Below are 24885 nucleotides of genomic sequence, written 5' to 3'. Positions count from 1 at the left end.
TCCTAACCGTTCTAGTTAGCGCGTTCGGCCAATTCAGCTGCGGCTTCTAAATATCCCAGCGCGCCGGTCGAGGAGGGATCGTAGGTCATCACCGTCTGCTGGAAGCTTGGAGCTTCCGAGATCCGGACAGACCGGGGAATTACCGCCTTGAGCACAAGATCGGGGAAATGTTCTCGGACATCGGCAGCTACTTGAGCGGCAAGGTTCGTTCGACCGTCGTACATTGTTAGCAAAATCGTGGATACCGCAAGGTCACCATTCAAGTGCTTCTGAATCATGCTGACATTATTGAGCAGCTGACTCAAGCCCTCAAGCGCATAGTACTCACACTGAATAGGAATAAGAACCTCTGAGGCGGCACAAAACGCATTGACCGTGAGCAGACCTAGACTCGGCGGACAGTCAATAAAAACATAGTCGAGACGCGGCAGGCCCTCACGTTCACGATAATCCACATAGGCCGCAATCGCTTTACGTAAACGCTGCTCACGAGCTACCAAAGAGACAAGTTCCAAATCGGCCCCGGCAAGGTGAATGGTCGCGGGGGCGCAATACAGATTGTCTAAATCCGGACTTGCGGCCACCACCTCTGCAAGCGGTACATCGTCAATGAGCACATCATAAATACTCTCGACCTCAGCGCGATGGTTGATACCCAAGGCGGTGGAGGCATTGCCCTGAGGATCCATATCGATCACCAAAACCTGCAAACCCGCCGCCGCGAGTGCGGCGGCAATGTTCACAGCGGTGGTCGTCTTACCGACCCCACCTTTTTGATTAGCGACAGTCATAATCCGAGTACGGCCAGGTGTAGGCAACTTCCGTCCAAGTAGCTTCTCTCGACGTCGAGTTTCGTTAGCTAGCTCACGACCGATCGGACTATCATCGTCCACCTCATCAATCACACTCTTTGTGGACTTTGTTTCACGTGAAACCATCAACTCACCAAGCTTATCTACTGAATTAGATTGACTAACCCCTGAAATGGTCGAGCTGAGCGCGCTAAAAGTCGGTATACGCTGCGGTATAACCGGGCGTTTGGTCACTCGACGCACCTTCCAGAGTTCGGTCGATCTATATCGACAGTTCTAGCCTACCGGGCCAGGCTCGCCCACTTGAATACGAACCACCGTGGTGGGCTCAGCAAGCACATCTGCACCTGCCACTAGCACCTCAGCGGAGCGACCACCTAGTTTACGAATTGCCTTAGCCGCTGCAGCCACTTCCTCTTGCGCGCTCCGGCCTTTAATGGCGAGCAGCTGGCCATTGCCGTGCAACAAGGGGAGCGTTAAAGTCACCAGTTTGTCCAAGGCCGACACTGCCCGAGCGGTGACCACATCGCAATCAACGCTTTGTACTGCCTGCTCGGCGCGCGCCCGCAGCACCTCAACACCGCTTAACCCCAGGTCCGCGATGACCTCTTCCAACCACAGCACCCGCCGCTCAAGGGGTTCAATCAATGTCACCCGAAGATCCGGTCGAGCAATAGCAATACACAGGCCCGGTAGACCAGCACCGCTACCAACATCGGCAACATGCGCATCGGACGGAATGAACTCGGTGATGACTGCACAGTTCAGCACGTGCCTGTCCCACAATCGAGGAACCTCACGGGGACCAATAAGCCCTCGTTCAATACCGGAGCTGGCCAGATGCGCAACATAGCGTTCCGCTAACTCAAGCCGGTCAGCAAAAATCTGCGTGGCTACTCGGCCCGTCTCAATATCCATCTCCGACACGAGAATTATTCGGCGGCGCTGACCACAATATGCCGGCCAGCACCTTCGCCCTCTGATTCGCTGACAAAGCCGAGGTCAGCAATGGCGTCGTGTACGATCTTGCGCTCATAAGCACCCATCGGTTTCAACGAAACCGATGCCTCACCCTGCTTGACCTTCTCAACAGCGTCCCGCGCGATCTGAACCAGAACTCCCGCGCGCTCTTGGCGATAGCCGGTGATATCCAGCACGAGTCGAGAACGGTGCCCGGTGGCCGAGAGCACATTGAGTCGAGTCAGCTCCTGCAATGCCTCTAGCACTTCACCATCTCGTCCCACCAGGCCGGTCAGCGACTCGCTCTGCTGATCGGCAACGATGGAAAGATAGCTGCGGCCATTGCGCACCTCAATATCAATATCGCCATCAATATCCGCGATATCGAGCAGCTCCTCAAGATAATCAGCGGCTACATCGCCCTCTTCTTCGAGGCGGCTGGCAGCCGGGGCCTGCTCTTCAGCATCTTCACTCACTACGGCGTCTTCAACGGGCAATTCGGCGGTCATATTTATTTCTTCTTTCGGTTTTTACGTTGCGGCTGCACCCGCTGGCCCTTAGGTTCCTCAACCACTTCGGCTTCAGGTTCCGACTTCTTAATATTGCTGATCAGCGGCAACCCCTTTGCCTCGCGCCGCTTCATGTATTCGCGATAGGCGGGGGATCCAGGCGTCGGCATCCTTCGGATCACGAAGAACTGCTGACCCATTGTCCACAAGTTGGTGGTGGTCCAGTAGATCAGCACGCCGATCGGGAAGTTAATACCGCCCACACCGAAGACCAGGGGAAGGATGTAGAGCATCATCTTCTGTTGGCGCATGAACGGTGAGGCCATCGCCTCATCATTCATATTCTTCGCCATAATCTGCTTCTGGGTAATGAACTGCGAAGCGATCATCGCCAGGATCATGATCAACGAGAGAATGATCACCGAGACATTCGGGTTACCGTTTTGAATCATCGGCAGGAATGCGTCGGAAAGCCGCGCGCCAAAAATATCAGCATTATCGAACTGCTTGATTTGATCCGCGCTCAGCGCGAAGATTCCCTGATTGCTCTGGCTAGCGTGAGAAACACCGGACAGCACCTGAAACAACGAGAAGAAGAACGGCATCTGAATCAAAATAGGCAAACACGCCGAGAACGGGTTGGTGCCGTGAGACTTATACAAGGCCATCTGTTCTTGCGCCATTGCTTGACGGGAAAGCTGATCCGTCTTGCCCTTGTACTTGGCTTGGAGCTTCTTCATCTCGGGCTGCAAGGCCTGCATACCGCGCTGCGCCTTGATTTGACGCACGAAAACCGGAATAAGCGCTGCCCGGATCACCAACACCAGGCCGACGATGGAAAGAGTCCAGGTCCAGCCGGAGCCACTGGGCAGCCCGATGAAGGTGAAACCTTCATGAAAGGCCCACATGATCCAGGACACCAGCCATTTGAATGGTGTCAGGATCGTGCCGAAGAATCCAAAGAGATCCATTATTCGCTTTTTCCCCTCTAGGGCTTAGGCCGCTCGACTCAATGAGCCGTTGCCGTCGTGCGGGTGGTCAAGGTAACGCTCAGGATGGTTAAGCATCACGATCCGAGGCGTCTGATCGACTGAACGCCCGGCAAAATTCTTCTCTATATGTCGGTGAGCCGGCACATGATCAATGCCGCCGGCGCTCCACGGGTGGCAGCGCAGCAATCGGCGGACCGCTAAGTAGCTGCCCCGAACGGCACCGTGAACGGTAACTGCTTCAAGGGCGTAACCCGAGCAACTCGGAAAGTAGCGGCAGACCTGACCGTAAAGCGGCGAAATCAAAAACCGATAGCCTTTGAGTAAGCCGATCAGAACATTACGGGGCAGGTTCCAGATCAGGCGGCCGACAGCGAGCAGTGACCGCAATACGCTACTGCCCATCTCTCACCTTTCCTTCGGATCGTGTCGAATCCGATCGCCTGACCTTTTCCAAGTTCATCTGCAACGCCGAGTTATAGTCCTTAAGCAGTTCTGGCCAGCTAGCAGCTGCAGCTGCCGGCAGCGCCCGGACCACGATCTTCAAACCACTCGGCTGCGCAGATATGGTCTGAGCCGCGGCCGCACGCAAACGCCGTCTTACCCGATTACGGACTACCGCGTTACCCACTGTTTTAGCGACAATGAAGCCAACGCAACTCGGTCCCGTTGGTTCAACGACCGTATATAACACCAAGTTCCGGCGCCCTGATCGGACGCCGGAACGGACGGTATATGAAAATTCGTTCGCCGAACGGATGCGGTTAGCTGCGGGCAGCACGTCAGATCCTTGATCTCAAAACAGAACGAGGAGCATGCAACCAGCCCGAGAAAATCGACCTAAGCCGACAGCTCCACACGTCCCTTAGACCGACGTGCGGCGAGAATGGCGCGACCCGCACGGGTACGCATCCGCAGACGGAAGCCGTGCTTTTTGGCACGACGGCGGTTATTCGGCTGAAAAGTCCGCTTGCTCACGGTGTCAACTCCAAGAAAATCGTGGACGCGCCGAGGCTGTTGCGACTGGGGAAGAAACAGGCCGACGCTGAAATATCGCGTGCCTATTAGCAGGCACAAAGGACTTCCTAACGTTAGGCCATTGCGAGCCACTCAGTCAAACTGAGGCTCTCAGTACAAGCTGCCTCAAACCATTCGTCAACAGCCTAGGCATCAGTAATAGCCGGGTTGTAGTACGAGTTATCCACAAGCAGTCTACGATGGTTGAGGGCGCTACCAGTTGCTTCGGCAATCCCCTACTCTTGATGGATGACCCTACGCAGCGAGTCCTTGGTACTCGGTCATCTGCATCAGGTCCGGTAACTAAGACAGCGGGGAAAGCATGAGCACAGACGGTAAAGACGATGTCGCGACATCTTGGCGTAAGGTCGTCAAGCTTCTTGAGGCTGATGAACATGTTTCCCCGCGACAACGAGGATTCATCACGCTGGCGCAGGCGCAGGGACTGTTCGGCTCAACTTTATTGGTCGCGGTACCGAATGAACTGACGCGTGAAGTGCTGCAGAACCAGATAAAAGGTTCCTTAGAGCTGGCGCTCCGCGAAATCTTCGGTGAGGACATTTTGTGTGCAATCAGTATAGATACCGAGCTGGCACCACTAGTTGATGAAGAACCCAATCCTGAGGTAGCTGAATCCAGCAACAATACCGAGGAAGAGGCGCGTCCTCAGCCAACACCACCAAGCACCTCGAATGAGTTTGGCCGGCTGAACCCGAAATACATTTTCGATACCTTCGTCATCGGTCAATCCAACCGTTTTGCACATGCCGCGGCAGTGGCAGTCGCTGAGGCACCCGCCAAAGCGTACAACCCGCTCTTTATCTATGGAGACTCAGGACTCGGTAAAACCCATCTGCTGCACGCCATTGGCCATTATGCTCGCCGACTCTATAGCGGGATTCGGGTCCGATACGTCAACTCGGAAGAGTTCACCAATGAGTTCATCAACTCGATCCGCTATGACGAAGGCACGAGCTTCAAGACCACCTATCGCAACGTCGACATCCTGCTGATCGATGACATCCAGTTTCTCTCCGGCAAAGAGGCCACCCAGGAAGAGTTCTTCCATACCTTCAATGCCCTGCACAATCACAATAAGCAGGTTGTGATCACCTCCGATCTTCCGCCGAAGCAACTCTCCGGCTTCGAGGAACGAATGCGCTCCCGCTTTGAGTGGGGACTACTCACCGATGTGCAGCCTCCTGAATTGGAAACGCGAATCGCGATCTTACGCAAGAAGGCTATTGGCGAGGGGTTGCATGCCCCCGACGATGTGCTGGAATACATCGCCTCTAAGATCTCGACAAATATTCGTGAGCTCGAGGGTGCACTGATTAGGGTCACTGCCTTTGCCTCGCTGAACCGCCAACCTGTCGATGTCAATCTCGCGGAGACAGTGCTCAAGGACCTGATTACCGACGAGGGAGATCAACAAATCACCGCCTCGACAATCCTTGGTCAAACGGCCAAGTACTTCAAACTCAGCCTTGAAGAGCTGCAGTCCAAATCGAGAACCCGTACCCTGGTCAACGCCCGGCAGATCGCGATGTACCTCTGTCGAGAACTTACCGACCTCTCGCTGCCAAAAATTGGCCAGGAACTCGGCGGCCGAGATCACACCACGGTGATCCACGCCGATCGTAAAATCCGCGAACTGATGGCTGAACGCCGCACTATCTTCAACCAGGTCACCGAGCTCACCAATCTGATCAAACAACAGCAGCGCGAAGGTTGAAGCTCAAGTTGAAGGATAGTTTTTAACAGCTGTGGAAAAGGTTGTGGATTACGCCGTGGACAAATCGGTCAACTCTGCTAACAACCCGGCCAGATCTGTGGAAGCCAGTAAACACAAGGAAGTTTGTCCACCGAGACCAGTGCATTCCAACAGACTGAACCAACATGTTGTTCACACTTAAAACTCCGAGAATCAGCCGAAGAGCCGAGTTATCCACAGTTTCCACAACTGTTATTAACACTACGAATCCCAATTAATTTGTTCTTCCAAAAAACAACTACCCAGATCAGACTGCACCGAAACTAGACACTTTTCGGATCTAAGCTCACCTGAACTGAGCCGAGCTGACCTGCCAAAGAGCTGAGCTTGAAGCTTTGAGATGAACCACATAGACGAATGAGCCCTGGGAGCGGCTAAGCTGTTTGGGAGTATGTCATTTGGAGCAGCAACCTGGAGAGAAGGGGCACCCTAGCCGTGAAGTTTCGAGTCGAACGGGATGTTCTCAACGATGCGGTGGGATGGGCCGCTCGAGCATTGTCTCCCAGGCCACCGGTTCCGGTGCTTTCAGGGCTCCTGCTCAAGGCCGAAGCTGGCACCCTCAGTCTTTCAAGTTTCGATTATGAGATCTCTGCTCGACTAGAAATCCCAGCAGATATTGCTGAGGAAGGCACCATTTTGGTGTCCGGCCGCCTGCTCGCCGATATTTGCCGCAGCCTGCCGGCAGCGCCGGTCGAAGTTTTCACCGACGGGTCGAAAGTGACCTTGAGTTGCCGGAACTCGCGCTTCAATTTGGCCACCATGCCGGAAGCAGATTACCCAGAATTGCCGGCCCTACCTCAGCTGAGTGGAACGGTTCCCGGGGATGCTTTTGCCCGTGCTATTGCTCAAGTTACGGTGGCAGCCAGCAAGGATGACACGCTGCCTATCCTCGCCGGCGTGAAGCTGGAGATTGAGGATGACCTGATTACCCTGCTAGCTACCGACCGCTATCGCTTGGCGATGCGGGAAGTTCACTGGAAACCGGCCGTGCCCGGCATTTCAACGTCGGCTCTGGTCAAAGCCAAGACCCTCAGTGAGGTCGCAAAAACCCTGGGTGGAGCAGGGGATATCAATATCGCGCTTTCTGACAACTCCGAACTCATCGGTTTTGAAAGTGGCGGCCGTCGGACTACCTCGTTGCTGGTCGATGGTGACTATCCCAAGATTCGCTCGCTTTTCCCGGATAGCACGCCCATTCATGCCACGGTTGAAACGGCATCGCTGGTGGAAGCGGTCCGTCGTGTTGCCTTGGTGGCCGAGCGGAATACCCCGGTGCGACTTGCGTTCACCGACGGGCAACTAAGTTTGGACGCCGGCACCGGCGAAGATGCTCAAGCCTCGGAGGCCCTGGAAGCAGGTTTGTCCGGCGAAGAGATCACGGTGGCTTTCAACCCGCATTACCTGAGCGAAGGATTGGGTGCCTTCGAGAGCAAGTTTGTCCGATTCTCTTTCACTTCCGCGCCTAAACCGGTGATGATGACGGCGCAAAACGACATCGACGGTGACGATCAGGACGATTATCGCTACCTGGTGATGCCGGTCCGTTTGCCTAACCAATAATTCCCCGTCGAAAGAGTTTGAAAATGCACATTGGTCTGATTGGCCTTGGAAAAATGGGTTTCAATATGCGCGCCCGGCTGCGCCAAGGTGGCATTGAGGTAACCGGTTATGACCGGAACCCTGAGGTCACCGACGTGGCGACAGTTGAAGCGCTGGTTGAAGCGTTGCCTTCACCCAAAGTTGTCTGGGTGATGGTGCCTTCCGGACAGATTACCGATTCTGTGATTGATCAGTTGGCTTCATTGCTCAGCGCGGGTGATCTGATCATTGATGGTGGAAATTCTCGTTTCACCGAAGATCAGAAACATGCTGCTCAGCTTGCTGAAAAATCAATCCGCTTTGTCGATTGCGGAGTTTCTGGCGGAGTCTGGGGCCTGGAAAATGGCTATGGCCTGATGGCCGGCGGAAGTGATGCTGATATCGAAAGCCTGCTGCCGGTGTTTGATGCGCTCCGACCGGAAGGCGAGCGGGCCGATAGTTTTGTTCACGTCGGTGCGGTTGGTGCAGGACACTATGCCAAAATGGTGCACAACGGCATTGAATACGGGCTGATGCAGTCCTACGCCGAAGGCTACGAGTTACTCGCCGCGAAAGACATCATTACCGATCTCCCCGGTACTTTCAGGGCTTGGCAGAAGGGCACCGTAGTGCGCTCCTGGCTGCTGGATTTGATGGTCAAAGCCCTTGAAGAAGATCCCGGTCTGGCCTCTATCGACGATTATGTCGAAGATTCTGGTGAAGGTCGCTGGACGGTTGAAGAGGCGATCGCCAACGCGGTGCCAGCACCAGCGATTACCGCGGCGCTTTTTGCTCGATTTGCCTCTCGTGAGGACAGCTCACCGGCAAATAAGATGGTTTCTGCGCTGCGTAATCAGTTCGGTGGCCACGCCACGAAACCCGCTAAGTAGTGTGTATCTAGAAAAGCTTTCGCTGACCGATTTTCGGAGCTATCCGCAGGTCGATCTTGAGCTTGCACCTGGCGTCACAGTTTTTGTCGGCTCCAATGGCCTGGGGAAGACCAACCTGATTGAAGCCCTGGGTTACCTCAGTTCGCTGGCATCCCATCGGGTTTCTCAGGATGGGCCGCTGATCCGTTTCGGTGCGGAGCGCGCGATTATTCGCGGTGCCTTAGTACGTGCTCAGCAGCGATTGAGCCTCGAGGTCGAAATCAATGCGGGGCGAGCAAATCGGGCCCGAATTAACCGGGCCAACCCGGTGCGGGCTCGAGACATTCTGGGGCTCTGTCGGACTGTGCTTTTTGCGCCCGAGGATTTGGCTTTGGTGAAGGGAGATCCGGGGAATCGGCGGCGGTTTCTTGACGATCTCCTGCAATTACTGCATCCTCGCTTTGCTGGCCTGCGCGCCGACTACGATCGGGTACTCAAGCAGCGCAATGCACTACTCAAATCGGCCCGTAGTCATGGCGGATTTCGCAAGCAAGCTACCCCCGAGTTCGTCTCCACCATCGAAGTCTGGGATCAACATCTGGCTGCTGCGGCAGCGCAGCTGTTGGCAGCTCGACTAGAGCTGCTGGCTGGGTTACGAGGACCCCTTGCCGAGGCTTATGCTCAGTTGACCGATGGCTCAAAGGGACTGACCGCTAAATATCGCTCCAATTTGACCGGCTATGAGGAGGATAACGACTCGACTCCGACTGAAGCTACCGAAGCGGAGGGTCTAGCTGAGCTGAGCGAGCTGGAACTGACTGATCGTTATCTGAACGCTTTGAGCGCGGCGCGTTCGCGGGAGATGGACCGCGGTATTACCCTGATCGGACCGCATCGTGATGAGTTAGAGCTGCAACTAGGTGATGCCCCGGCGCGTGGCTATGCTTCCCACGGTGAGACCTGGTCAGTTGCTCTAGCACTGCGACTCGCCTCGTATCGGGTGCTGCGCGACGATGCTGAACAAGGTGTTCTGGGATCCGATCCGATCCTGATTCTGGACGATGTATTCGCCGAGCTCGATGTTGCTCGACGCACGAAATTGGCGAAAATGGTTGCTTCCGCCGAGCAAGTACTGGTTACCGCTGCGGTTGAGGACGATATCCCCGCCGAACTGAGCGGCCAGCGTATTCGTGTCATTTCCGCTGGTGTTATCGATGGTCAGTGATCAACCCCCGGAGTCAGATGGAGCCACTGAGTCCACAGATTCGGCGACGCAATCCGCTGCGGCGCGGCTTGGAAATCCCGATTCCGGAACAGCCGAAACCGAAGAGTTAGGCGAACAATTAGACGCCGCTCAAGCGGCACTCAATCGGATGAGACAGGCTGCCTCCGCTCGCGGCGAACGGCGAGTTCGCAGTGCCTCCGCGCATCGTCAGCAGAAGAAAAACCCGACTCGCCGTAACAGCCCAGGGCAATCCGCGAGAGACCCACAAGGGCTTGGCGGAATCATTGATCGAATGGTCGCAGAGCGGGGCTGGACTTCTCCGGTGGCCGTTGGGTCGGTAATGGCGCAATGGGATAGCCTGGTGGGCACCGAGATCGCAGCCCACTGTCAGCCGGAATCCTTCGAGGGCACCGTGTTACATGTACGCTGTGATTCGACCAGTTGGGCGACCCAGCTCAGGTTACTTTCGACCTCCCTCTTGGCTCGTTTTGACAGTGATTTAGGTTCTGGTGTGGTGACCAAAATACATGTTCTAGCCCCAACCGCACCTAATTGGCGCAAGGGCAGCCGAACGGTTAACGGCAGAGGTCCTCGAGATACCTACGGCTAATCGCACAAAGCGCTGTGAGAGCTTGAGAGCTCCACGAGCTGTCTAGGACCCATACGGCGAGTTTCAAATTCGTCCTGAGCGGGGTTACAGGCTGTTCAAGGGCATTTGTGTGTCGGTTTTAGCTCTAAAACTTCAAGACCCTGTAGAATAGTCCTTAAGAGTTATTTTAGCCGTTTTACATCTTTCCGGTCGTCAGCTGCGTCCGGGTGATGGTGTCAGAACTACGAACAAAATAAAGGGGTCGAGCACGCCTGTGTCCACCAGCAACTCAGAAAACCCGCAGAATCCGGAACCCACGGACGAAGAAGCGACCCAACTGGCGAAACAAGGGAAGCCTACTTCCCATGTTTCGCCTGAAGATTCCGACTATGGCGCTAGCGACATCACCGTTTTGGAAGGCTTGGAAGCTGTTCGTAAGCGTCCCGGCATGTATATCGGATCGACCGGGCCCCGTGGCTTACACCACTTGATCACCGAGATCGTCGATAACTCAGTTGATGAAGCCTTGGCCGGGTACTGCACGCATATTGAGATTACCTTGCAAGCTGATGGTGGCGTCCGGGTGGAAGACGATGGCCGTGGCATCCCGGTGGATATGCACCCCACCGAAGGTAAATCGACCGTCGAGGTGGTGATGACCATCTTGCACGCCGGCGGTAAATTCGGTGGCGGTGGTTATGCGGTTTCCGGTGGTCTGCACGGGGTGGGCGTCTCAGTGGTGAATGCGCTCTCCACCAAAATGGAGACCCGGATCAAACGGCAGGGCTTCACTTGGTATCAGTCCTTCAAGGATGGCGGTAAGCCGGTTGGTTCGCTTCGCAAGGGGGAACCGACCGAAGAGACCGGTACCACCCAGACCTTCTACGCTGATCCGGCCATTTTCGAAACCACTGATTATGATTTCGAGACACTGCGGGCTCGTTTCCAGCAGTACGCCTTCCTGAATAAGGGGCTGCGAATTACTCTGACCGACGAGCGAGTGGTTGAGGAAGTTGATGAGGAAATCGCCACGGATGAGGATTCGGCCGAGGAGACGCCGAGTCACCGTCAGGTGATTTACCAGTATGACAATGGTTTGATCGACTACGTTACCTACCTGAACTCGTCCAAGAAGGTTGAGGTCGTTAACCCTGATGTGATCGCTTTCGAGAGCGAGAACAAGGATAACGACGGCCGCTCGATCGCCTTGGAACTCGCGATGCAGTGGACTACCGCGTATTCAGAAAGCGTGCACACCTACGCCAACACGATCAACACGCACGAAGGCGGTACTCACGAAGAGGGGTTCCGTGCTGCCATGACCTCGTTGATCAATCGTTATGCCCGTGAGAAAAACATCATTAAAGAAAAGGATGAGAATCTCACCGGTGACGATATCCGTGAAGGCCTCACTGCGGTTATCTCGGTCAAACTCTCCGAACCGCAGTTCGAAGGCCAGACTAAAACTAAGCTCGGTAACTCCGAAGCCAAGGGTTTTGTGCAGCGGGTGGTGACCGATGAGTTGGGTGACTGGCTAGAACGGAATCCTGGGCCGGCGCGTGACGTTATTCGTAAGTCCATCCAGGCTGCTCAGGCTCGTTTGGCCGCGCGGAAAGCGCGCGAATCCACTCGCCGTAAGGGCCTCTTGGAATCTGGCGGGATGCCCGGAAAGCTCAAGGACTGCCAGTCGAAGGATCCTTCGAAGAGCGAGATCTACATCGTGGAGGGTGACTCCGCTGGTGGTTCCGCGGTACGTGGCCGCAACCCCGAGACCCAGGCGATCTTGCCGCTGCGTGGCAAGATCTTGAATGTTGAACGTGCTCGGCTTGACCGCGCCCTCGGCAATGCCGAAGTACAGGCCATGATCACGGCCTTTGGCGCTGGCATTGGTGAGGATTTCGACGTCGAGAAGGCGCGCTATCACAAGATCGTGTTGATGGCCGATGCCGATGTCGACGGCCAACACATCACTACTCTGTTGTTGACCTTGCTGTTCCGCTATATGCGTCCGCTGGTAGAAAGTGGCTACGTTTACTTGGCCCAGCCACCGCTGTATCGAATCAAGTGGTCCAATGCAGCCCATGATTATGTCTTCTCCGATAAGCAGCGAGACGAGGCATTGACCAAGGGCCTGGCCGCTGGTCACCGAATTCCGAAAGAAAACGGCATCCAGCGTTATAAGGGCCTCGGCGAGATGGACTACACCGAACTCTGGGACACCACGATGGATCCCGATCATCGCACCCTGTTGCAGGTCACCATGGAGGACGCGGCGGCCGCCGATCAAACCTTCTCGGTGCTGATGGGCGAAGATGTGGAGTCCCGTCGACACTTCATCCAGCAAAATGCCAAGGATGTCCGGTTCCTGGACATCTAAGCGACATTTCGGATCAGACTTTTAGTAGAGGAAGACAAAGATGAGTGACGCAACTGGCGGAGATCTGACAGACCGGATTGAACAGGTCGATCTGCAGACTGAAATGCAGCGATCCTATCTGGACTACGCGATGGCGGTTATTGTCGGTCGTGCGCTACCCGATGTGCGCGATGGTTTGAAACCCGTGCACCGACGGGTGCTGTACGCGATGTACGACGGCGGTTACCGGCCGGACCGGTCCTTCAATAAGTGCGCCCGCGTGGTCGGCGAGGTGATGGGTCAGTACCACCCACATGGCGACATGGCGATCTATGATGCCTTGGTTCGACTGATCCAGGACTGGACCATGCGCTACCCCTTGGCGCTGGGTCAAGGGAACTTCGGTTCGCCGGGTAATGATGGTGCCGCTGCACCGCGTTATACCGAAACCAAGATGGCGCCCTTGGCGATGGAAATGGTCCGCGATATCGACAAGGACACAGTCGATTTCCAAGACAACTATGACGGCAAGAACCAAGAGCCGATCATCCTGCCGGCCCGTTTCCCGAATCTCCTGGTGAACGGCTCCTCAGGTATCGCGGTGGGTATGGCCACCAATATTCCGCCGCATAACCTGCGCGAAGTAGCCGAGGGCGTGCAGTGGTACTTGCAGAACCCGACCGCCAGCAAGGAAGAACTGCTTGAGGCGCTGATCCAGCGGATCAAAGGCCCGGATTTCCCCACTGGCGCCCAGATCCTGGGGCATAAGGGTATCGAAGAGGCTTATCGCACTGGTCGTGGCTCAATCACCATGCGGGCCGTGGTCAATGTCGAAGAAATCCAGGGCCGCACCTGCCTGGTGGTCACTGAACTGCCGTACCAGGCGAACCCGGATAATCTCGCGGTGAAGATCGCCGAACTGGTCAAGGACGGCAAGATTGGCGGCATTGCCGATCTGCGTGACGAGACTTCAGGTCGTACTGGCCAGCGTTTGGTGATCGTGCTCAAACGCGACGCGGTGGCCAAAGTGGTGCTCAACAACCTCTACAAGCACACCTCGCTGCAGGAGAACTTCAGCGCGAATATGCTGGCCATAGTTGACGGCGTGCCCCGCACGCTGAGCCTTGACGCCTTCATTCGTCACTGGGTAACGCACCAGATGGAAGTCATTGTGCGTCGTACCCGCTTCCTGCTCCGTCAGGATGAGGCTCGTGCACACATCCTGCGTGGTCTGCTTAAAGCGCTGGATGCCCTGGACGAGGTAATTGCCTTGATCCGTCGTTCTCCTTCGGCAGAAGAAGCACGGGCCGGCTTGAAGGAACTGCTCGATATCGACGATCTGCAGGCCAACGCTATTTTGGATATGCAGCTTCGAAAACTTGCTGCGCTGGAACGCCAGAAGACCTTGGATGAGCACGCCGAGATTGAGGCCCGGATTGTCGAGTACAACCGGATTCTTGGTTCCGAGGATGTGCAGCGTGGCATTGTCAGCGAGGAGCTCGCTGAGATCGTGGCGAAGTACGGTGACGACAGGCGCAGCCAGATCATGCTCGGCTACGACGGTGATATGAGCATGGAAGACCTGATTCCCGAAGAGGAAATGGTGGTCACCATCACTCGCGGCGGTTACGTGAAGCGCACCCGCAGCGACAACTATCGTTCCCAGCATCGCGGCGGCAAGGGCATTAAGGGTGCCCAGCTACGCGGCGACGACGTCGTCGAACACTTCTTTGTCACCACCACCCATCACTGGTTGCTGTTCTTCACCAACCTGGGCCGGGTATATCGCGCTAAGGCTTATGAGCTGATAGAAGCTGGCCGGGATGCTAAGGGGCAGCATGTGGCTAATCTGCTGGCTTTCCAACCGGAGGAGAAGATCGCTCAGGTTCTCGATCTGCGAGATTACGCCCAGTCGCCGTATTTGGTGCTGGCCACCAAGAACGGCTTGGTCAAGAAGACTCGTTTGGAGGATTACGACACCAACCGGACCGCCGGTGTGATCGCGATCAACCTGCGCGACGAAGACGAACTGGTTTCCGCTCAGCTGGTCTCCGAGACCGACGACTTGCTGTTAGTTTCCCGCAAGGGGCAATCAATTCGCTTCACCGCCACCGACGAGGCACTGCGTCCGATGGGCCGCGCCACCTCAGGGGTGACCGGAATGAAGTTCCGGGAAAGCGATGAGTTGCTGGCCGCTGATGTGGTCACCGATGATTCCTACGTTTTCGTGGTCACCGAGGGCGGCTACGCTAAGCGCACCGCAGTGGACGAATATCGTACCCAGGGACGAGGCGGTCTGGGTATTAAGGTTGCCAAACTGGTTGAGGATCGCGGTGACTTGGTCGGCGCGCTCATTGTGAAAGATGACGACGAAGTGCTGGTGGTGATGGAAGGCGGCAAGGTGGTTCGTTCTAACGTTGCCGAAGTCCCCGCTAAGGGTCGTGACACCATGGGCGTGATCTTTGCTAAGCCGGATAAGAACGATCGGATCATTGAAGTCGCACGAAACAGCGAACGTGGTCTGGAGAGCTTAGTGGGCGAGAGCGAAGAAGATGAAGTACCGTTGACTGAAGACCAAACGGCAAGCCAGAGTGAAGCTGAGCCAGATAATGCCAGCCAGCAAGCGGCTGCTGACGAGGGAGGCAACGATTGAGCACGAACAACTCCGGAGCTAAAGTAGGCGCGCCGGCGCGTCCTACCCAGAGGCCGGCCTCGGCCACTAAGCCAGCGGCGGCACGGCCGGGCCTGGTGAAGCCAGCTCCCAAGGGCAAAGTGCGCCGAGCTCGGCTGCAAGTTTCCCGCTTGGATCCATGGTCGGTGCTCAAGATGGCCTTCCTGCTCTCGGTGGCACTTGGCATCATCACTGTGGTGGCAGCCATCGTGCTCTGGGGTGTGCTGGATCTGACCGGTGTTTTCGACCGGGTCAACTCATTACTGCAGGATTTCCAGGGCAGTGAGGGTGGGAAGGTCGATATTAAGTCCTTTGCCTCGCTTGGCTTGGTTGCTTCCTACGCGGTAATTCTCGCGGTGGTGAACGTGGTGCTGCTGACCGCGCTGTCCATGTTGGCCGCCGTGTTGTACAACATCTCGGCCACTTTGGTCGGCGGTATTGGGGTTACCCTGACCGACGACTGAAGTCCCCAGACCTTCCCTCGGCGCGTGCCTCGGTGCGGAGTCCTTGAGGGTGTGGGTCTTCACTGCGGTCCATTTGGAGAGGTCGGCAGTTTGCGGTAGAGTTTTATCTCGGCCCGAGAGGGTCGTGGGGGCGTATAGCTCAGGCGGTTAGAGCGCTTCGCTGATAACGAAGAGGTCCCAGGTTCAAGTCCTGGTACGCCCACGGAATCTTGAGGAGGTCCGATGAAAAAGCTGATCATCATCGCAGCTGCGGTGGCTGGTGTGATTTTTCTGAGAAAAAAACTTCAGGATTCCAATGCACAAAAGAACGTCTGGAACGAAGCAACTGATAAAGTTGAATAGCTTCCAGCACTGACGGGGGCATGGCGCAATTGGTAGCGCACCTGCTTTGCAAGCAGGGGGTTCGGGGTTCGAGTCCCCGTGCCTCCACCGTCGAAGGGCCGATCCACACCGGATCGGCCCTTTTCTTTCCGCGCAGATCGTTTGACGAACCCTGAGGTCTGGATAGGCTAAGCCGGTGAGCTACCTACGTTTCCAGAGCGCGGTTCCTAACCGTCATGGTCGGTATCCTGGGGTGTTTGCGATGGCCAATGGCCTGCATCGGCAAGGTATGCTCAGCAGCCCTGATGCGCGCTGGCTTCGAAAGACGAATGATTGGGCGAACGCCTTGTATTTGGATCCCTCGAGCGTGCAAGCTGAATGCTATGACCGGTGCTCAACCCGGGGGCGTGTTCCTGGTTTAGAGCTGGTGCCCAGCAGCTATTGGAGATGACCGAGCAGTACCTGGAATTACTTGATCGGTACCAGGTGCCGTGGACTGAGCTGAGGACAATGTCGCCGGGGAGAATCGTCTACCAGGATTCGAACCAGATTGTCGCCGTCCCCTATCAACACACCGACTGGCCGCTATAAACACTCGACGGTGGTGGAAGTAGCGGAGGACGCGGCTGAGTACCGTGAGAGGGGATTTCAGGGCTTGAGAGCGCCCCGGCGGGTCATTTGATTAACACTGGCGGTGTGTACAGCACGTAGTACCTTGGCCGGGAAGTACACCGAGAAGAACACCACCATGGGCGCTTTGAGGGCCAGGTTTTTCACATTGTGGGCCTTATAAGTACGCTCAAAGCGGCTGACATAGTAGCGATAGTCTCGGGGCGAATCCTCCAGTCGACGGGCGGACATGCCGCTTACCATCGCCGGGACATATTGCACCTTGAGTTCGTGATCGGCCAGATGCAGCGAAAGATCAATATCTTCATGCATCTCATCCTTCTCATCCCGACAGGTTTCAGCACGAATCTCCAACCACGCACTGCGGCGCAACGCCATATTGGAGCCGAAAAGGAAGTGGTACTGATGTTTCGCCAGCCGCAGCATGAGCTGACGCATCTTATCGTCGGCCTTTAATCCGAAGCGACGCATCGGCATATCGTAATAGACCACCGGTCCAGTGGCCGCCGAAACTTGCTGGTCCCGGAAGGCCTGTTGAACGTGCTCTACCCAGTCTGGTTCGAGCACGGAATCAGCATCAATCCGCCCCAGGACATCGCCGCTGGCGTGGTTGAGACCGAAGTTCCGGGTCGGGATCAGTCCTTGCTCTTCGTTCTGGTGCAGCAAGCGAATAGGGCTTTCGGGGTATTCCAGCTGCATTTGCTCGACAATCGCGCAGGTGGAATCGGTGGAACGATTGTCCACCACGATGATTTCATCGGCCGGTACCGATTGGTAAACGGCAGCGATCAAACACTGCCGAATCACGCTTTCCTCGTTAAAGGCGGGTATCACGATGGATACACTCGGCAGGCCCGCGGACGAGCCGCGGGCCGCTGAGTTGTTGCCGGACTCGGCTATGTCGCTTGGCATTATGTACCAAACTTAGCATCGAGACGCCGGGAAGCGGCGATATTTACTTCTCGGTGGCGTCTTTCACGTCCTTGGCGGCTTCCTCGACACCCGCCTTAACTTCTTCAGCCTTGTGCTTTACCGCGCTCTTAGTCTTATCCGCGGCCTCGGCAACCTTATCTTTGGCCTCGTCAACCGCGTCTTCCGCTTTTTCGGTGACTTTCTCTGCCTGCTCCTTGACGGATTCTTTCACCTCGGTTGCGGTTTCTGTCGCCTTCTCTGCCGCTTGCTTGACCGGAACCGGGGTCTTCCAAGGGTCCTCAACCGGACGAGAGGCCCGCCAGACTGCGGCACCAGCCGCCACCGCGGCAGCAATGATACCGAACACGATCCAGCCCTTGCCGCCGGACTTATTGGCCTTCTTCTGCTCACGCTTGAGCTGATCGGCCGCTTCTTTGGCGGCCTTTTCGGCGGCCTTCTGCGCTTTCTTCAAGGCGCCCTTGCTTTGCTTGACCACCGGAGCTACGGCGTCTGAGGCCTTGCTGACCAATTGGCTTGCGGCGGGTTCAACGTGTTCGTTCACGTATTCGGTAATGTTCTGATTTGCTCCGTCGAGTGCCTTACCCACTGCCTGAGCGGCATCGCCGAGCTTATCCGAGATCAGTGGTAGATATTCCTCAACCACTTTGTCCTTGGCACTTTGTAGGGCCGGGGTGGCTTTCTCCAACGCCTCGGCAATCTTCGGGGCAGCATCATCCACCGCCTCGGAAAGGCGGGGGCCGAATTTCTCTAAGCCCTCTTGAATCTTGGGAGTCACCGTGGCCACACCATCAGCGGTGAATTGCGCCGCTTTACGCAGGCCCTCTTGAACCTTAGGGGACGCGGATTCAATGCTCTTTTCCGCCCAGTTCCGCGCGGCTTCGACGCCGTTACTCAAGGTTTCATCAAAGTCACGAGCTACCTGGTCTGCCTTTTTCACAACTACCTCCCAATTTGTGGATTTCTCCCTAGCCTACGTCGATTAGGTCCGGCCTGCGAGTCTGCGCTCTCAGTGGAACCGGGCAAACTGCGATCTAGACGTGGAAGAATTGCGTTATGACTGCTATTCCTACCGCAAAAGCGACCCTTCATACCAATCACGGTGACATCGTGCTGAACCTGTTCGGTAACCACGCACCCAAAACCGTTGAGAACTTTGTTGGCCTGGCCACCGGCGAGAAGACCTGGACTCATCCGGGCACCGGGGAACAGAGCAATGAACCCTTCTACAACGGGGTGATCTTCCACCGCATTATCCGCCAGTTCATGCTGCAGGGCGGCGATCCGCTCGGCCAGGGCGTCGGCGGTCCGGGCTACACCTTTGACGATGAGATTCATCCCGAACTGGTTTACAACAAGCCCTACCTGCTTGCGATGGCGAATGCCGGCATCCAGATGGGTCATGGCACCAATGGTTCACAGTTCTTCATCACCACTGTGCCCACCCCGCATCTGCAGGGCAAGCACACGATCTTCGGTGAGGTAGCCGATGAGGCGTCCAAGGCCGTTGTGGACGAAATTGAGGCCGTTCCGACCGCTCGTGGTGATCGTCCGCTCGAGGACGTGGTGATCAATTCCGTGACCATCGAGAAGCTCTGAAACTAAAACCAAAGGTATAAAAACTGTGAGTTACGGAATTCCGACGGCAGCATCAGGGCAAGGCGCCGAAGTCCCGGTGTGTCCGAGACATCCAGACCGCGTCGCCTACGTGCGTTGTCAGCGGTGCGGCCGACCAGCCTGTACCGAGTGCCAGCGACAGGCTGCCGTCGGAATTCAATGCGTGGACTGCGTTCGAGAGACTGCTAAGACGGCACCAGTTAGCCGCGGTGCTTTTGGCGGGCTGGCCCGTGCTGGGCGGCCGGTGGTGACCTTTACCCTGATCGGCATCTGCGTGCTGGTGTTTATCGGTGAGTGGATTCCGGGCCTGAATCTGCTTGGCCAGTTCGTTTATGCGCCGGTCACCACCGAGACTGAGCCGTGGCGGATGGTGACCTCGATTTTCACTCATTCCACCGGGTTCTTGCTGCACATCCTGTTGAATATGTATTCGCTTTATGTGTTGGGGACTGTACTGGAACCGGTGCTAGGCAGACTTCGGTTTTCGGTGTTGTTCCTGGTTTCGGGCCTAGCTGGTTCGGTCGGCGTGCTGTTGCTGGGTGAGCCAGGTCAGGGCGTCGTTGGTGCTTCCGGCGCTATTTTTGGTCTTTTTGGCGCTCTCTTCGTACTGCAGCTAAAGCGCCGCGGTGATATCCGGCAGATTCTGGTGCTACTGGTCATCAATGGCGTGATCGGCTTCTTGCCCGGTACCAATATCGCCTGGCAAGCCCATCTTGGCGGCTTGATCGGCGGGGCTCTGGTTGGCCTGGTGCTGATTTATGCCCCGGCCGGGAAGAGCCAGCGGGTCTTGCAATGGGGCGGTGTGCTGGCTGTGTTGCTCATTCTGTTGGTCATCACGGTCTGGCGGACCGCTGCGCTGCACGAGATTAGCCAGCTTTACCAATTCTGAGTTATCCACAGATTTATTAACAGCTGGGTATAACTTACAGGCGTGTAGTTCGACGGGACCATGTAGTTTGAGGGACCGTGTAGTTTGACGGGACCGTGGCCCCGTAGCACTGTTATCCCCAGCATGTCGTGGGCATGACGACTACGACAGCCATAACAATAGCGGCGGCCCCTCCGATTGGTCGGAGGGGCCGCCGCTATTGTTATGAGTTACTTCGTCCAGATGATCGGGTTGTCCCGGTACTGGTTGTCGCTGTAACTCGCGTAGCTGAAGCGCGGGTCGTCGTAGCTCACCGAGCTAATCGCATCGCCCTTCGGAGCCAGGAAAATATTGCACGTCGTGGAGACGCTACCCACCTGGTAGCTCAGCGTGTCACCGCTGCCAGTGGTTTCAAAAGACTTGGTCTTGCACTGATCGAAGCTACCGATAACGAGCAGCTTCTGGGCATCGGTGCCATCTTTGAGTTGGGCATCTAAGGACGGTGCACTCAAACCCACGCCGGGCTTGTTCAGCGAAGTGAGCTTGTGGTCGGCGAAGACATAATAGGGAGTTTGGCCTGCATACTTAGCCGCGTCCTTGAACTTTGAGAGGTCCGCAGGACCACCGGCAACGATCTTGGTTACCGTGGTGGTGTAAGTGGCCTCTTTGTATTTAGCATCCTTGGGATCCTTGCCGGTATTGGCGTGAGTGTTAGCTGATTGGCCGACTTTCAGCTTGGTGCCAGGAGGAGTCAGGGCACCAGCCTTACCGGTATCGGCAGGAGCATTGCTCGCACTCTCTGAGGCGGTGCTCTCAGGAGAGCGGTCACTGCTGCTTTGCTCGCTCGAAGAGCTTTCCTCGCTGGAGCTCGTTTGCTCGCTTGCCGAGGTCTTTTCGCTAGACGTGCTAGTAGGAGCGGTTGAGCCACCTCCACCACAGCCGACCAGGGCGAATACGGCGATGGCAGCTACCCCAGTCAGTGCTGAAAATCGTGATAGGCCGGGTTTGATCTTGGTTATCGGCATGCTAAATCCCCATCATGTCGGAAACGCCAACGATTGGCGTAAGTCCTTTCAATTACATCGACTCAGCCCAGGCAAAGTCAACCTCAGCAAATTCACAGCTCTACGCCAGCAACACTGCGGTGACTCCGTGGCTACACAGCAGCAAGTTATCCACAGGCTTATTCACAACTGGGCATAACTTACACGCTTGTAGTTTGCTGCCGAGTTGAATTTTCTCGGTGTTTTCTCGGGGCTAGTTCGGGGCTAGTTACGGCGCAAACTACCTAGTCTCAGCGGTGAATAGTAGGGATTTTTTCCAAAAAATAGGGCACTTGCCGGAGGTAGCACTGCCACCTTAGAGAGAAATATTGAGTTCATCGGGACAGTCCATAGGAGGAACGATGAATATCATCCCAGCCCAGATTTCAAGCAGTTTAGCCGAGGCGGAGCAGCGAGAGCTGCGCAAAGAATTGGAGCTTCGTCGGATGATGAAGGAGGCGGCAGCGGAAGGCAGGTTGTCGAGGTCACAGCATAACTGGCTTGAGCGGCTAATCGCGGGTCTTGCGACCGGGCGGAGAGTGCGCAGCGGGCAGCTGCCGAACTGTGATTCAGCAGCCGCACTGCTCAAAGCCACCCAGTAGCTCACTCTGCGAGGCGGCAGCCGGTCAGCCGTCAGGAACGGTGATAATGCTGACTAGATTCGCTTAGCAACCATTGACTCCGCGTCGGTGGTCTATGAAACGATGAATTGATGAACGTACCGGTGAGCAGCCCAACGATGATCGGCCGCGAGGCCGATCTTTCGGTGCTAAGGCAGCTCTTCGAGGTGGTTGACGGAGGGGAACCGCGTGGCATCGTGCTCAGTGGCGAGGCGGGAATCGGTAAGACGCGGCTCATCACCGACTTTCGTCGAGAAGTGAAAGACAGCGCCTTGGTGATTCGGGGTCAATGTGTGGACCTGGGCCAAGTTGCCACTCCTTACGCTCCGGTGATCGATCTATTACGGGATTTGGTCGGCCAATTGGGCGCGGTTGCAGTACTGGACGCCGCCGGTCCGGGAAGGGACACCCTGGCCGCACTGCTACCCTCGCTGGCATCGAACGGGGAGATCGGCAGTCTAGAGAGTTCTTCTGGTTCCGGGGGTCTGGGCCGCCTACACGAAACGGTGGCCGTGGTACTGGAAACCTTGGCTCAAAAACGCACAGTAGTGGCGATCGTTGAGGATTTACATTGGGCGGATACCGCTACCTTGCGATTACTGTCCTTTGTGGTGCGGGCGCTCAGTTGTGATCGAGTGATGCTGTTGCTGAGTTATCGCAGTGAGGACGTACCACGCGGCCACCCGGTGCGCGGCTTCCTGACCGAGCTGGATCGCACCCGACGGGTTGCGCGACACGATATTGGCCGGCTTTCCCGAGATCAGGTGGCCGCTCAGGCGCAGGCAATTGTGGGTAGTGCACCGGCGAGTGCCGCGATAGATCGAGTATTTGAACGGAGTGAGGGGGTACCCTTCTTCGTTGAAGAGCTGCTGGGGCTTGATGAAACCTGTAGCGGAGATGACTTGCCGGATACTCTGCGGGAACTTCTGCTGGCACGTTACGAGCGGCTTTCGACGCTGGCTCAAAAAGTACTTCGGCTGATTTCGGTGGGCGGGATGTCAGTCGATCATCAGCTGCTGGAGCGGATCTTCGACGGTGACCTGGCTGAACTTGAACTCTCCTTGCGGGAGGCTGTGTCGGAGAGTGTGTTGATCGCCGAGGCGGATAGTTACACCTTCCGGCACGCTTTGGTGCGGGAAGCCATTTACGCCGACTTATTACCCGGTGAGCGGCTGAGGTTTCACGCCGGTTACGCCGTCGAACTAGCCCGTACTGCGACTGCGGTGCCGTCATCTGCCGAGATCTCCTATCACTGGATGTCGGCTCGAAACGCCCAACAAGCCTTCCCAGCCACGGTGGCCGCCATGCAGGAAGCACATGCCGGCTATGCCTTCGCCAGCGAGGCGCAGCTCGCCGAACGTTTACTTGAACTCTGGGATCAGTTGCCGGATGCCGCCGAGCTCGCCGGAGTATCGAGAGTTGAACTGATGAGGCGTGCCGCCAGCGCCTTGCGGAACGCCGGGGACAGCGACCGTGCTATTTCAACGCTCGATGCCGCTTTGGCCGATCCTGAGCCGCGGGAGGCGCTGACTCAGGTGAAATTGCTGCGCGATAAAGCTATGTATCTGACCACCATTAGCAGGTCCGGAAGCCTTGAACTGCTTGAGCAGGCGCTTACCCTGCTACCTGCCGATGCTCCCGCCTACTTACGAGCTAGTTTGCTCAATAACATTGCTGCCCGGCAGATGATCATGGGTAATTACCGGGAAGCGATTCGGGTCAGTGGCGAGGTCGAGCGGATAGCGCGTGGTCATTCCGCACGGGATCTTTCTATTGCTGCCAGCATTTCGGGTTGCAGTTTGGCTCAACTGGGCGAGTTGGACGAAGGACTAAAAACCCTTGCTTCTGCGGAACCGCTCGCCGAAGGTGACGCCAGCGCGCTGCTGAGGTATCGGGTCAACGCCTCGGATATGACCAACCTATTGGGTCGCTATGAGGAATCTGCGGAACTTGCCATTGAAGGCATTCGACGCGCCAAGGCGGTGGGCGTTGAACGCAGCTCGGGAGCCATTATGGCCTCTAATGCGGTGGAGCCGCTCATGGCATTGGGGCGTTGGGCCGAGGCCGAGGAGATGCTGGATCGCACCTTGGCGCTAGAACCGCCACTAGCTTTCCAGATCTACCTGCGGCAATCCAAGATGCTGCTTACACTCTGGCAGGGAGACCCCGAACGGTCGATGGAACTCTACCGCGGCTGGCGTGCCGCCACGGAGCGGCTTGCCGCGCAAGAATTGCAAACCAGAATGCAGAGCGCTCGGGCCACAATAGAAGTTCTACTCTCCGCTGGGGACCTTGAAACCGCGTGGCAACAAACTCGGTACCTGACCGTTGAACATTGTTTTGCACCAGCTTATGATCTGCCTCTGCTGGGAATCGCCGCCCGGCTGCTCGCCCGGGTACGGGAAAGAGTCTCCGGTTCGGGCTTTGCCATCGAAAGTAGTCTGGCCGGTCTTTCAGCCGAAGAGCTTGCAGCCACCGAGGCACAATGGCGGAACCTTTTGGAGGATTGCGCCTTTTGGCCGACCGCTGCCAGCTGGAGGAGTATTTTTGACGCCGAGCTTGGCGGATCCGCCGGAATCGGTGATGATCCGGAGCTTTGGCGGGCCGCTGTCGAGCAGCTTCAGGCGGCCGAAGCGCAGGCCATCTTCAGGCCCTATGCACGATATCGACTTGCCTTAGCCTGGCTTGCCCGGGGTGAGCGGGAGGCAGCCCAGCGGGAGTTCGATCAGGCCATTAGCGGCGCGAGGATGCTGGGCGCGCGACTGATCGAACAACACGCCTTCGACGCAGCGGAACTGGCCGGATTGGCCGTCGAAGGTAAGTCCAGGAAACGCGGCCCAGCAGACTCCTTGCAACTCACCGCGCGGGAGGCTCAGGTGCTGGCATTAATTTCTGAAGGATTAAGTAATCGCCAAATTGGCGAGCGTCTCTTCATCAGCACAAAAACCGCGAGCGTGCACGTCTCGGCGATCCTGCGCAAACTTGGCGCAAGCAGTCGAACAGAGGCAGCCGTGCTGGCTAGCTCTAGCTGATCCTCACCATG

24 protein-coding genes and 2 tRNA genes are annotated in these 24885 nt (G+C 56.5%); 16 read left to right on the top strand and 10 right to left on the bottom strand.

Features of this window, described 5'->3' with window-relative positions; translation table 11 throughout:
• Positions 1–11 precede the first annotated feature (11 nt).
• From UM93_RS13550 to rpmH, 7 genes are all read right to left on the bottom strand, one after another.
• Positions 12–986: a ParA family protein gene (locus UM93_RS13550; protein ID WP_422784958.1), complete on the bottom strand. Its 975-nt coding sequence runs from the start codon at positions 984–986 to the stop codon at positions 12–14.
• A 102-nt stretch (positions 987–1088) separates the two neighbouring features.
• Entirely contained in the window at positions 1089–1730 is a 642-nt protein-coding gene (gene rsmG, locus UM93_RS13545; RefSeq protein WP_045076068.1) for a 16S rRNA (guanine(527)-N(7))-methyltransferase RsmG, read from the bottom strand.
• A gap of 14 nt (positions 1731–1744) precedes the next feature.
• Positions 1745–2281 (bottom strand): Jag family protein, encoded by a 537-nt coding sequence (locus tag UM93_RS13540; protein WP_045076067.1) that lies wholly within the window; start codon positions 2279–2281, stop codon positions 1745–1747.
• A gap of 2 nt (positions 2282–2283) precedes the next feature.
• Entirely contained in the window at positions 2284–3252 is a 969-nt protein-coding gene (gene yidC, locus UM93_RS13535) for a membrane protein insertase YidC (RefSeq protein WP_045076066.1), read from the bottom strand.
• Positions 3253–3276: 24 nt separating this feature from the next.
• Complete coding sequence (yidD, locus tag UM93_RS13530; protein ID WP_045076065.1) at positions 3277–3675, bottom strand: membrane protein insertion efficiency factor YidD; 399 nt, start codon at positions 3673–3675, stop codon at positions 3277–3279.
• Positions 3665–4051: a ribonuclease P protein component gene (rnpA, locus tag UM93_RS13525; RefSeq protein ID WP_045076064.1), complete on the bottom strand. Its 387-nt coding sequence runs from the start codon at positions 4049–4051 to the stop codon at positions 3665–3667. Before rnpA ends, yidD begins: the two co-directional genes overlap by 11 nt.
• Before the next feature lie 59 nt (positions 4052–4110).
• Positions 4111–4248, bottom strand: a complete 138-nt coding sequence (gene rpmH / locus UM93_RS17500; protein ID WP_074588526.1) for a 50S ribosomal protein L34 — start codon at positions 4246–4248, stop codon at positions 4111–4113.
• A gap of 361 nt (positions 4249–4609) precedes the next feature.
• Here rpmH and dnaA point away from each other — a divergent pair, with 361 nt between their 5' ends.
• The 12 genes from dnaA to UM93_RS17945 all read left to right on the top strand — a co-directional run bounded on the left by dnaA (position 4610) and on the right by UM93_RS17945 (position 16725).
• A complete protein-coding gene (dnaA, locus tag UM93_RS13520) occupies positions 4610–6022 on the top strand; it encodes a chromosomal replication initiator protein DnaA (protein ID WP_045076063.1) in 1413 nt (470 codons plus the stop codon).
• A gap of 474 nt (positions 6023–6496) precedes the next feature.
• On the top strand, positions 6497–7621 hold the full coding sequence (gene dnaN, locus UM93_RS13515; protein WP_045076062.1) for a DNA polymerase III subunit beta: 1125 nt from the start codon (positions 6497–6499) through the stop codon (positions 7619–7621).
• Between the two features lie 23 nt (positions 7622–7644).
• Positions 7645–8529 carry a phosphogluconate dehydrogenase (NAD(+)-dependent, decarboxylating) gene (gene gnd, locus UM93_RS13510; RefSeq protein WP_045076061.1) on the top strand — a complete coding sequence of 295 codons (885 nt, stop codon included), beginning with the start codon at positions 7645–7647 and terminating at the stop codon, positions 8527–8529.
• Position 8530: 1 nt separating this feature from the next.
• Positions 8531–9733 (top strand): DNA replication/repair protein RecF, encoded by a 1203-nt coding sequence (gene recF, locus UM93_RS13505; protein WP_045076060.1) that lies wholly within the window; start codon positions 8531–8533, stop codon positions 9731–9733.
• Positions 9723–10343, top strand: coding sequence for a DciA family protein (locus UM93_RS13500; protein WP_082057158.1), 621 nt, complete (start codon positions 9723–9725; stop codon positions 10341–10343). The genes recF and UM93_RS13500 overlap by 11 nt, the downstream gene beginning before the upstream one ends.
• Before the next feature lie 316 nt (positions 10344–10659).
• A complete protein-coding gene (gene gyrB / locus UM93_RS13495) occupies positions 10660–12699 on the top strand; it encodes a DNA topoisomerase (ATP-hydrolyzing) subunit B (RefSeq protein ID WP_045077465.1) in 2040 nt (679 codons plus the stop codon).
• A 40-nt stretch (positions 12700–12739) separates the two neighbouring features.
• On the top strand, positions 12740–15331 hold the full coding sequence (gyrA, locus tag UM93_RS13490) for a DNA gyrase subunit A (RefSeq protein WP_045076059.1): 2592 nt from the start codon (positions 12740–12742) through the stop codon (positions 15329–15331).
• Positions 15328–15813, top strand: a complete 486-nt coding sequence (locus UM93_RS13485; protein WP_045076058.1) for a DUF3566 domain-containing protein — start codon at positions 15328–15330, stop codon at positions 15811–15813. Before gyrA ends, UM93_RS13485 begins: the two co-directional genes overlap by 4 nt.
• 128 nt (positions 15814–15941) lie before the next feature.
• Positions 15942–16015 (top strand) — tRNA-Ile (locus tag UM93_RS13480).
• Between the two features lie 20 nt (positions 16016–16035).
• Positions 16036–16155: a DLW-39 family protein gene (locus UM93_RS17950; protein ID WP_234399320.1), complete on the top strand. Its 120-nt coding sequence runs from the start codon at positions 16036–16038 to the stop codon at positions 16153–16155.
• Between the two features lie 14 nt (positions 16156–16169).
• Positions 16170–16242, top strand: a tRNA-Ala gene (locus UM93_RS13475).
• A gap of 339 nt (positions 16243–16581) precedes the next feature.
• On the top strand, positions 16582–16725 hold the full coding sequence (locus UM93_RS17945; RefSeq protein ID WP_234399319.1) for a hypothetical protein: 144 nt from the start codon (positions 16582–16584) through the stop codon (positions 16723–16725).
• 57 nt (positions 16726–16782) lie between these two features.
• Here UM93_RS17945 and UM93_RS13465 read toward each other — a convergent pair whose 3' ends face one another.
• Both UM93_RS13465 and UM93_RS13460 read right to left on the bottom strand, forming a co-directional pair.
• Positions 16783–17676, bottom strand: a complete 894-nt coding sequence (locus UM93_RS13465; RefSeq protein ID WP_082057156.1) for a glycosyltransferase family 2 protein — start codon at positions 17674–17676, stop codon at positions 16783–16785.
• 43 nt (positions 17677–17719) lie between these two features.
• Positions 17720–18634 (bottom strand): hypothetical protein, encoded by a 915-nt coding sequence (locus tag UM93_RS13460; RefSeq protein WP_045076057.1) that lies wholly within the window; start codon positions 18632–18634, stop codon positions 17720–17722.
• Between the two features lie 116 nt (positions 18635–18750).
• On the opposite strand from UM93_RS13460, the gene UM93_RS13455 reads away from it, so the two are divergent.
• Both UM93_RS13455 and UM93_RS13450 read left to right on the top strand, forming a co-directional pair.
• Positions 18751–19293 (top strand): peptidylprolyl isomerase, encoded by a 543-nt coding sequence (locus tag UM93_RS13455; RefSeq protein ID WP_045076056.1) that lies wholly within the window; start codon positions 18751–18753, stop codon positions 19291–19293.
• A 25-nt stretch (positions 19294–19318) separates the two neighbouring features.
• Entirely contained in the window at positions 19319–20200 is an 882-nt protein-coding gene (locus UM93_RS13450; protein ID WP_045076055.1) for a rhomboid family intramembrane serine protease, read from the top strand.
• Between the two features lie 209 nt (positions 20201–20409).
• Here UM93_RS13450 and UM93_RS13445 read toward each other — a convergent pair whose 3' ends face one another.
• The gene (locus tag UM93_RS13445; protein ID WP_045076054.1) at positions 20410–21204 is read right to left on the bottom strand and encodes a hypothetical protein; all 795 of its coding nucleotides are present in this window, start codon (positions 21202–21204) and stop codon (positions 20410–20412) included.
• Positions 21205–21584: 380 nt separating this feature from the next.
• Between UM93_RS13445 and UM93_RS13440 the strand changes: the two genes are divergently transcribed.
• Positions 21585–21824, top strand: coding sequence for a hypothetical protein (locus tag UM93_RS13440; RefSeq protein WP_045076053.1), 240 nt, complete (start codon positions 21585–21587; stop codon positions 21822–21824).
• A gap of 110 nt (positions 21825–21934) precedes the next feature.
• Positions 21935–24874, top strand: coding sequence for a helix-turn-helix transcriptional regulator (locus tag UM93_RS13435; protein WP_045076052.1), 2940 nt, complete (start codon positions 21935–21937; stop codon positions 24872–24874).
• The last annotated feature ends 11 nt before the right edge of the window (positions 24875–24885 follow it).

It is taken from the genome of Psychromicrobium lacuslunae (assembly GCF_000950575.1).
GTDB classification, from domain to species: domain Bacteria; phylum Actinomycetota; class Actinomycetes; order Actinomycetales; family Micrococcaceae; genus Renibacterium; species Renibacterium lacuslunae.
This window is presented reverse-complemented; position numbering and strand designations above follow the sequence as displayed.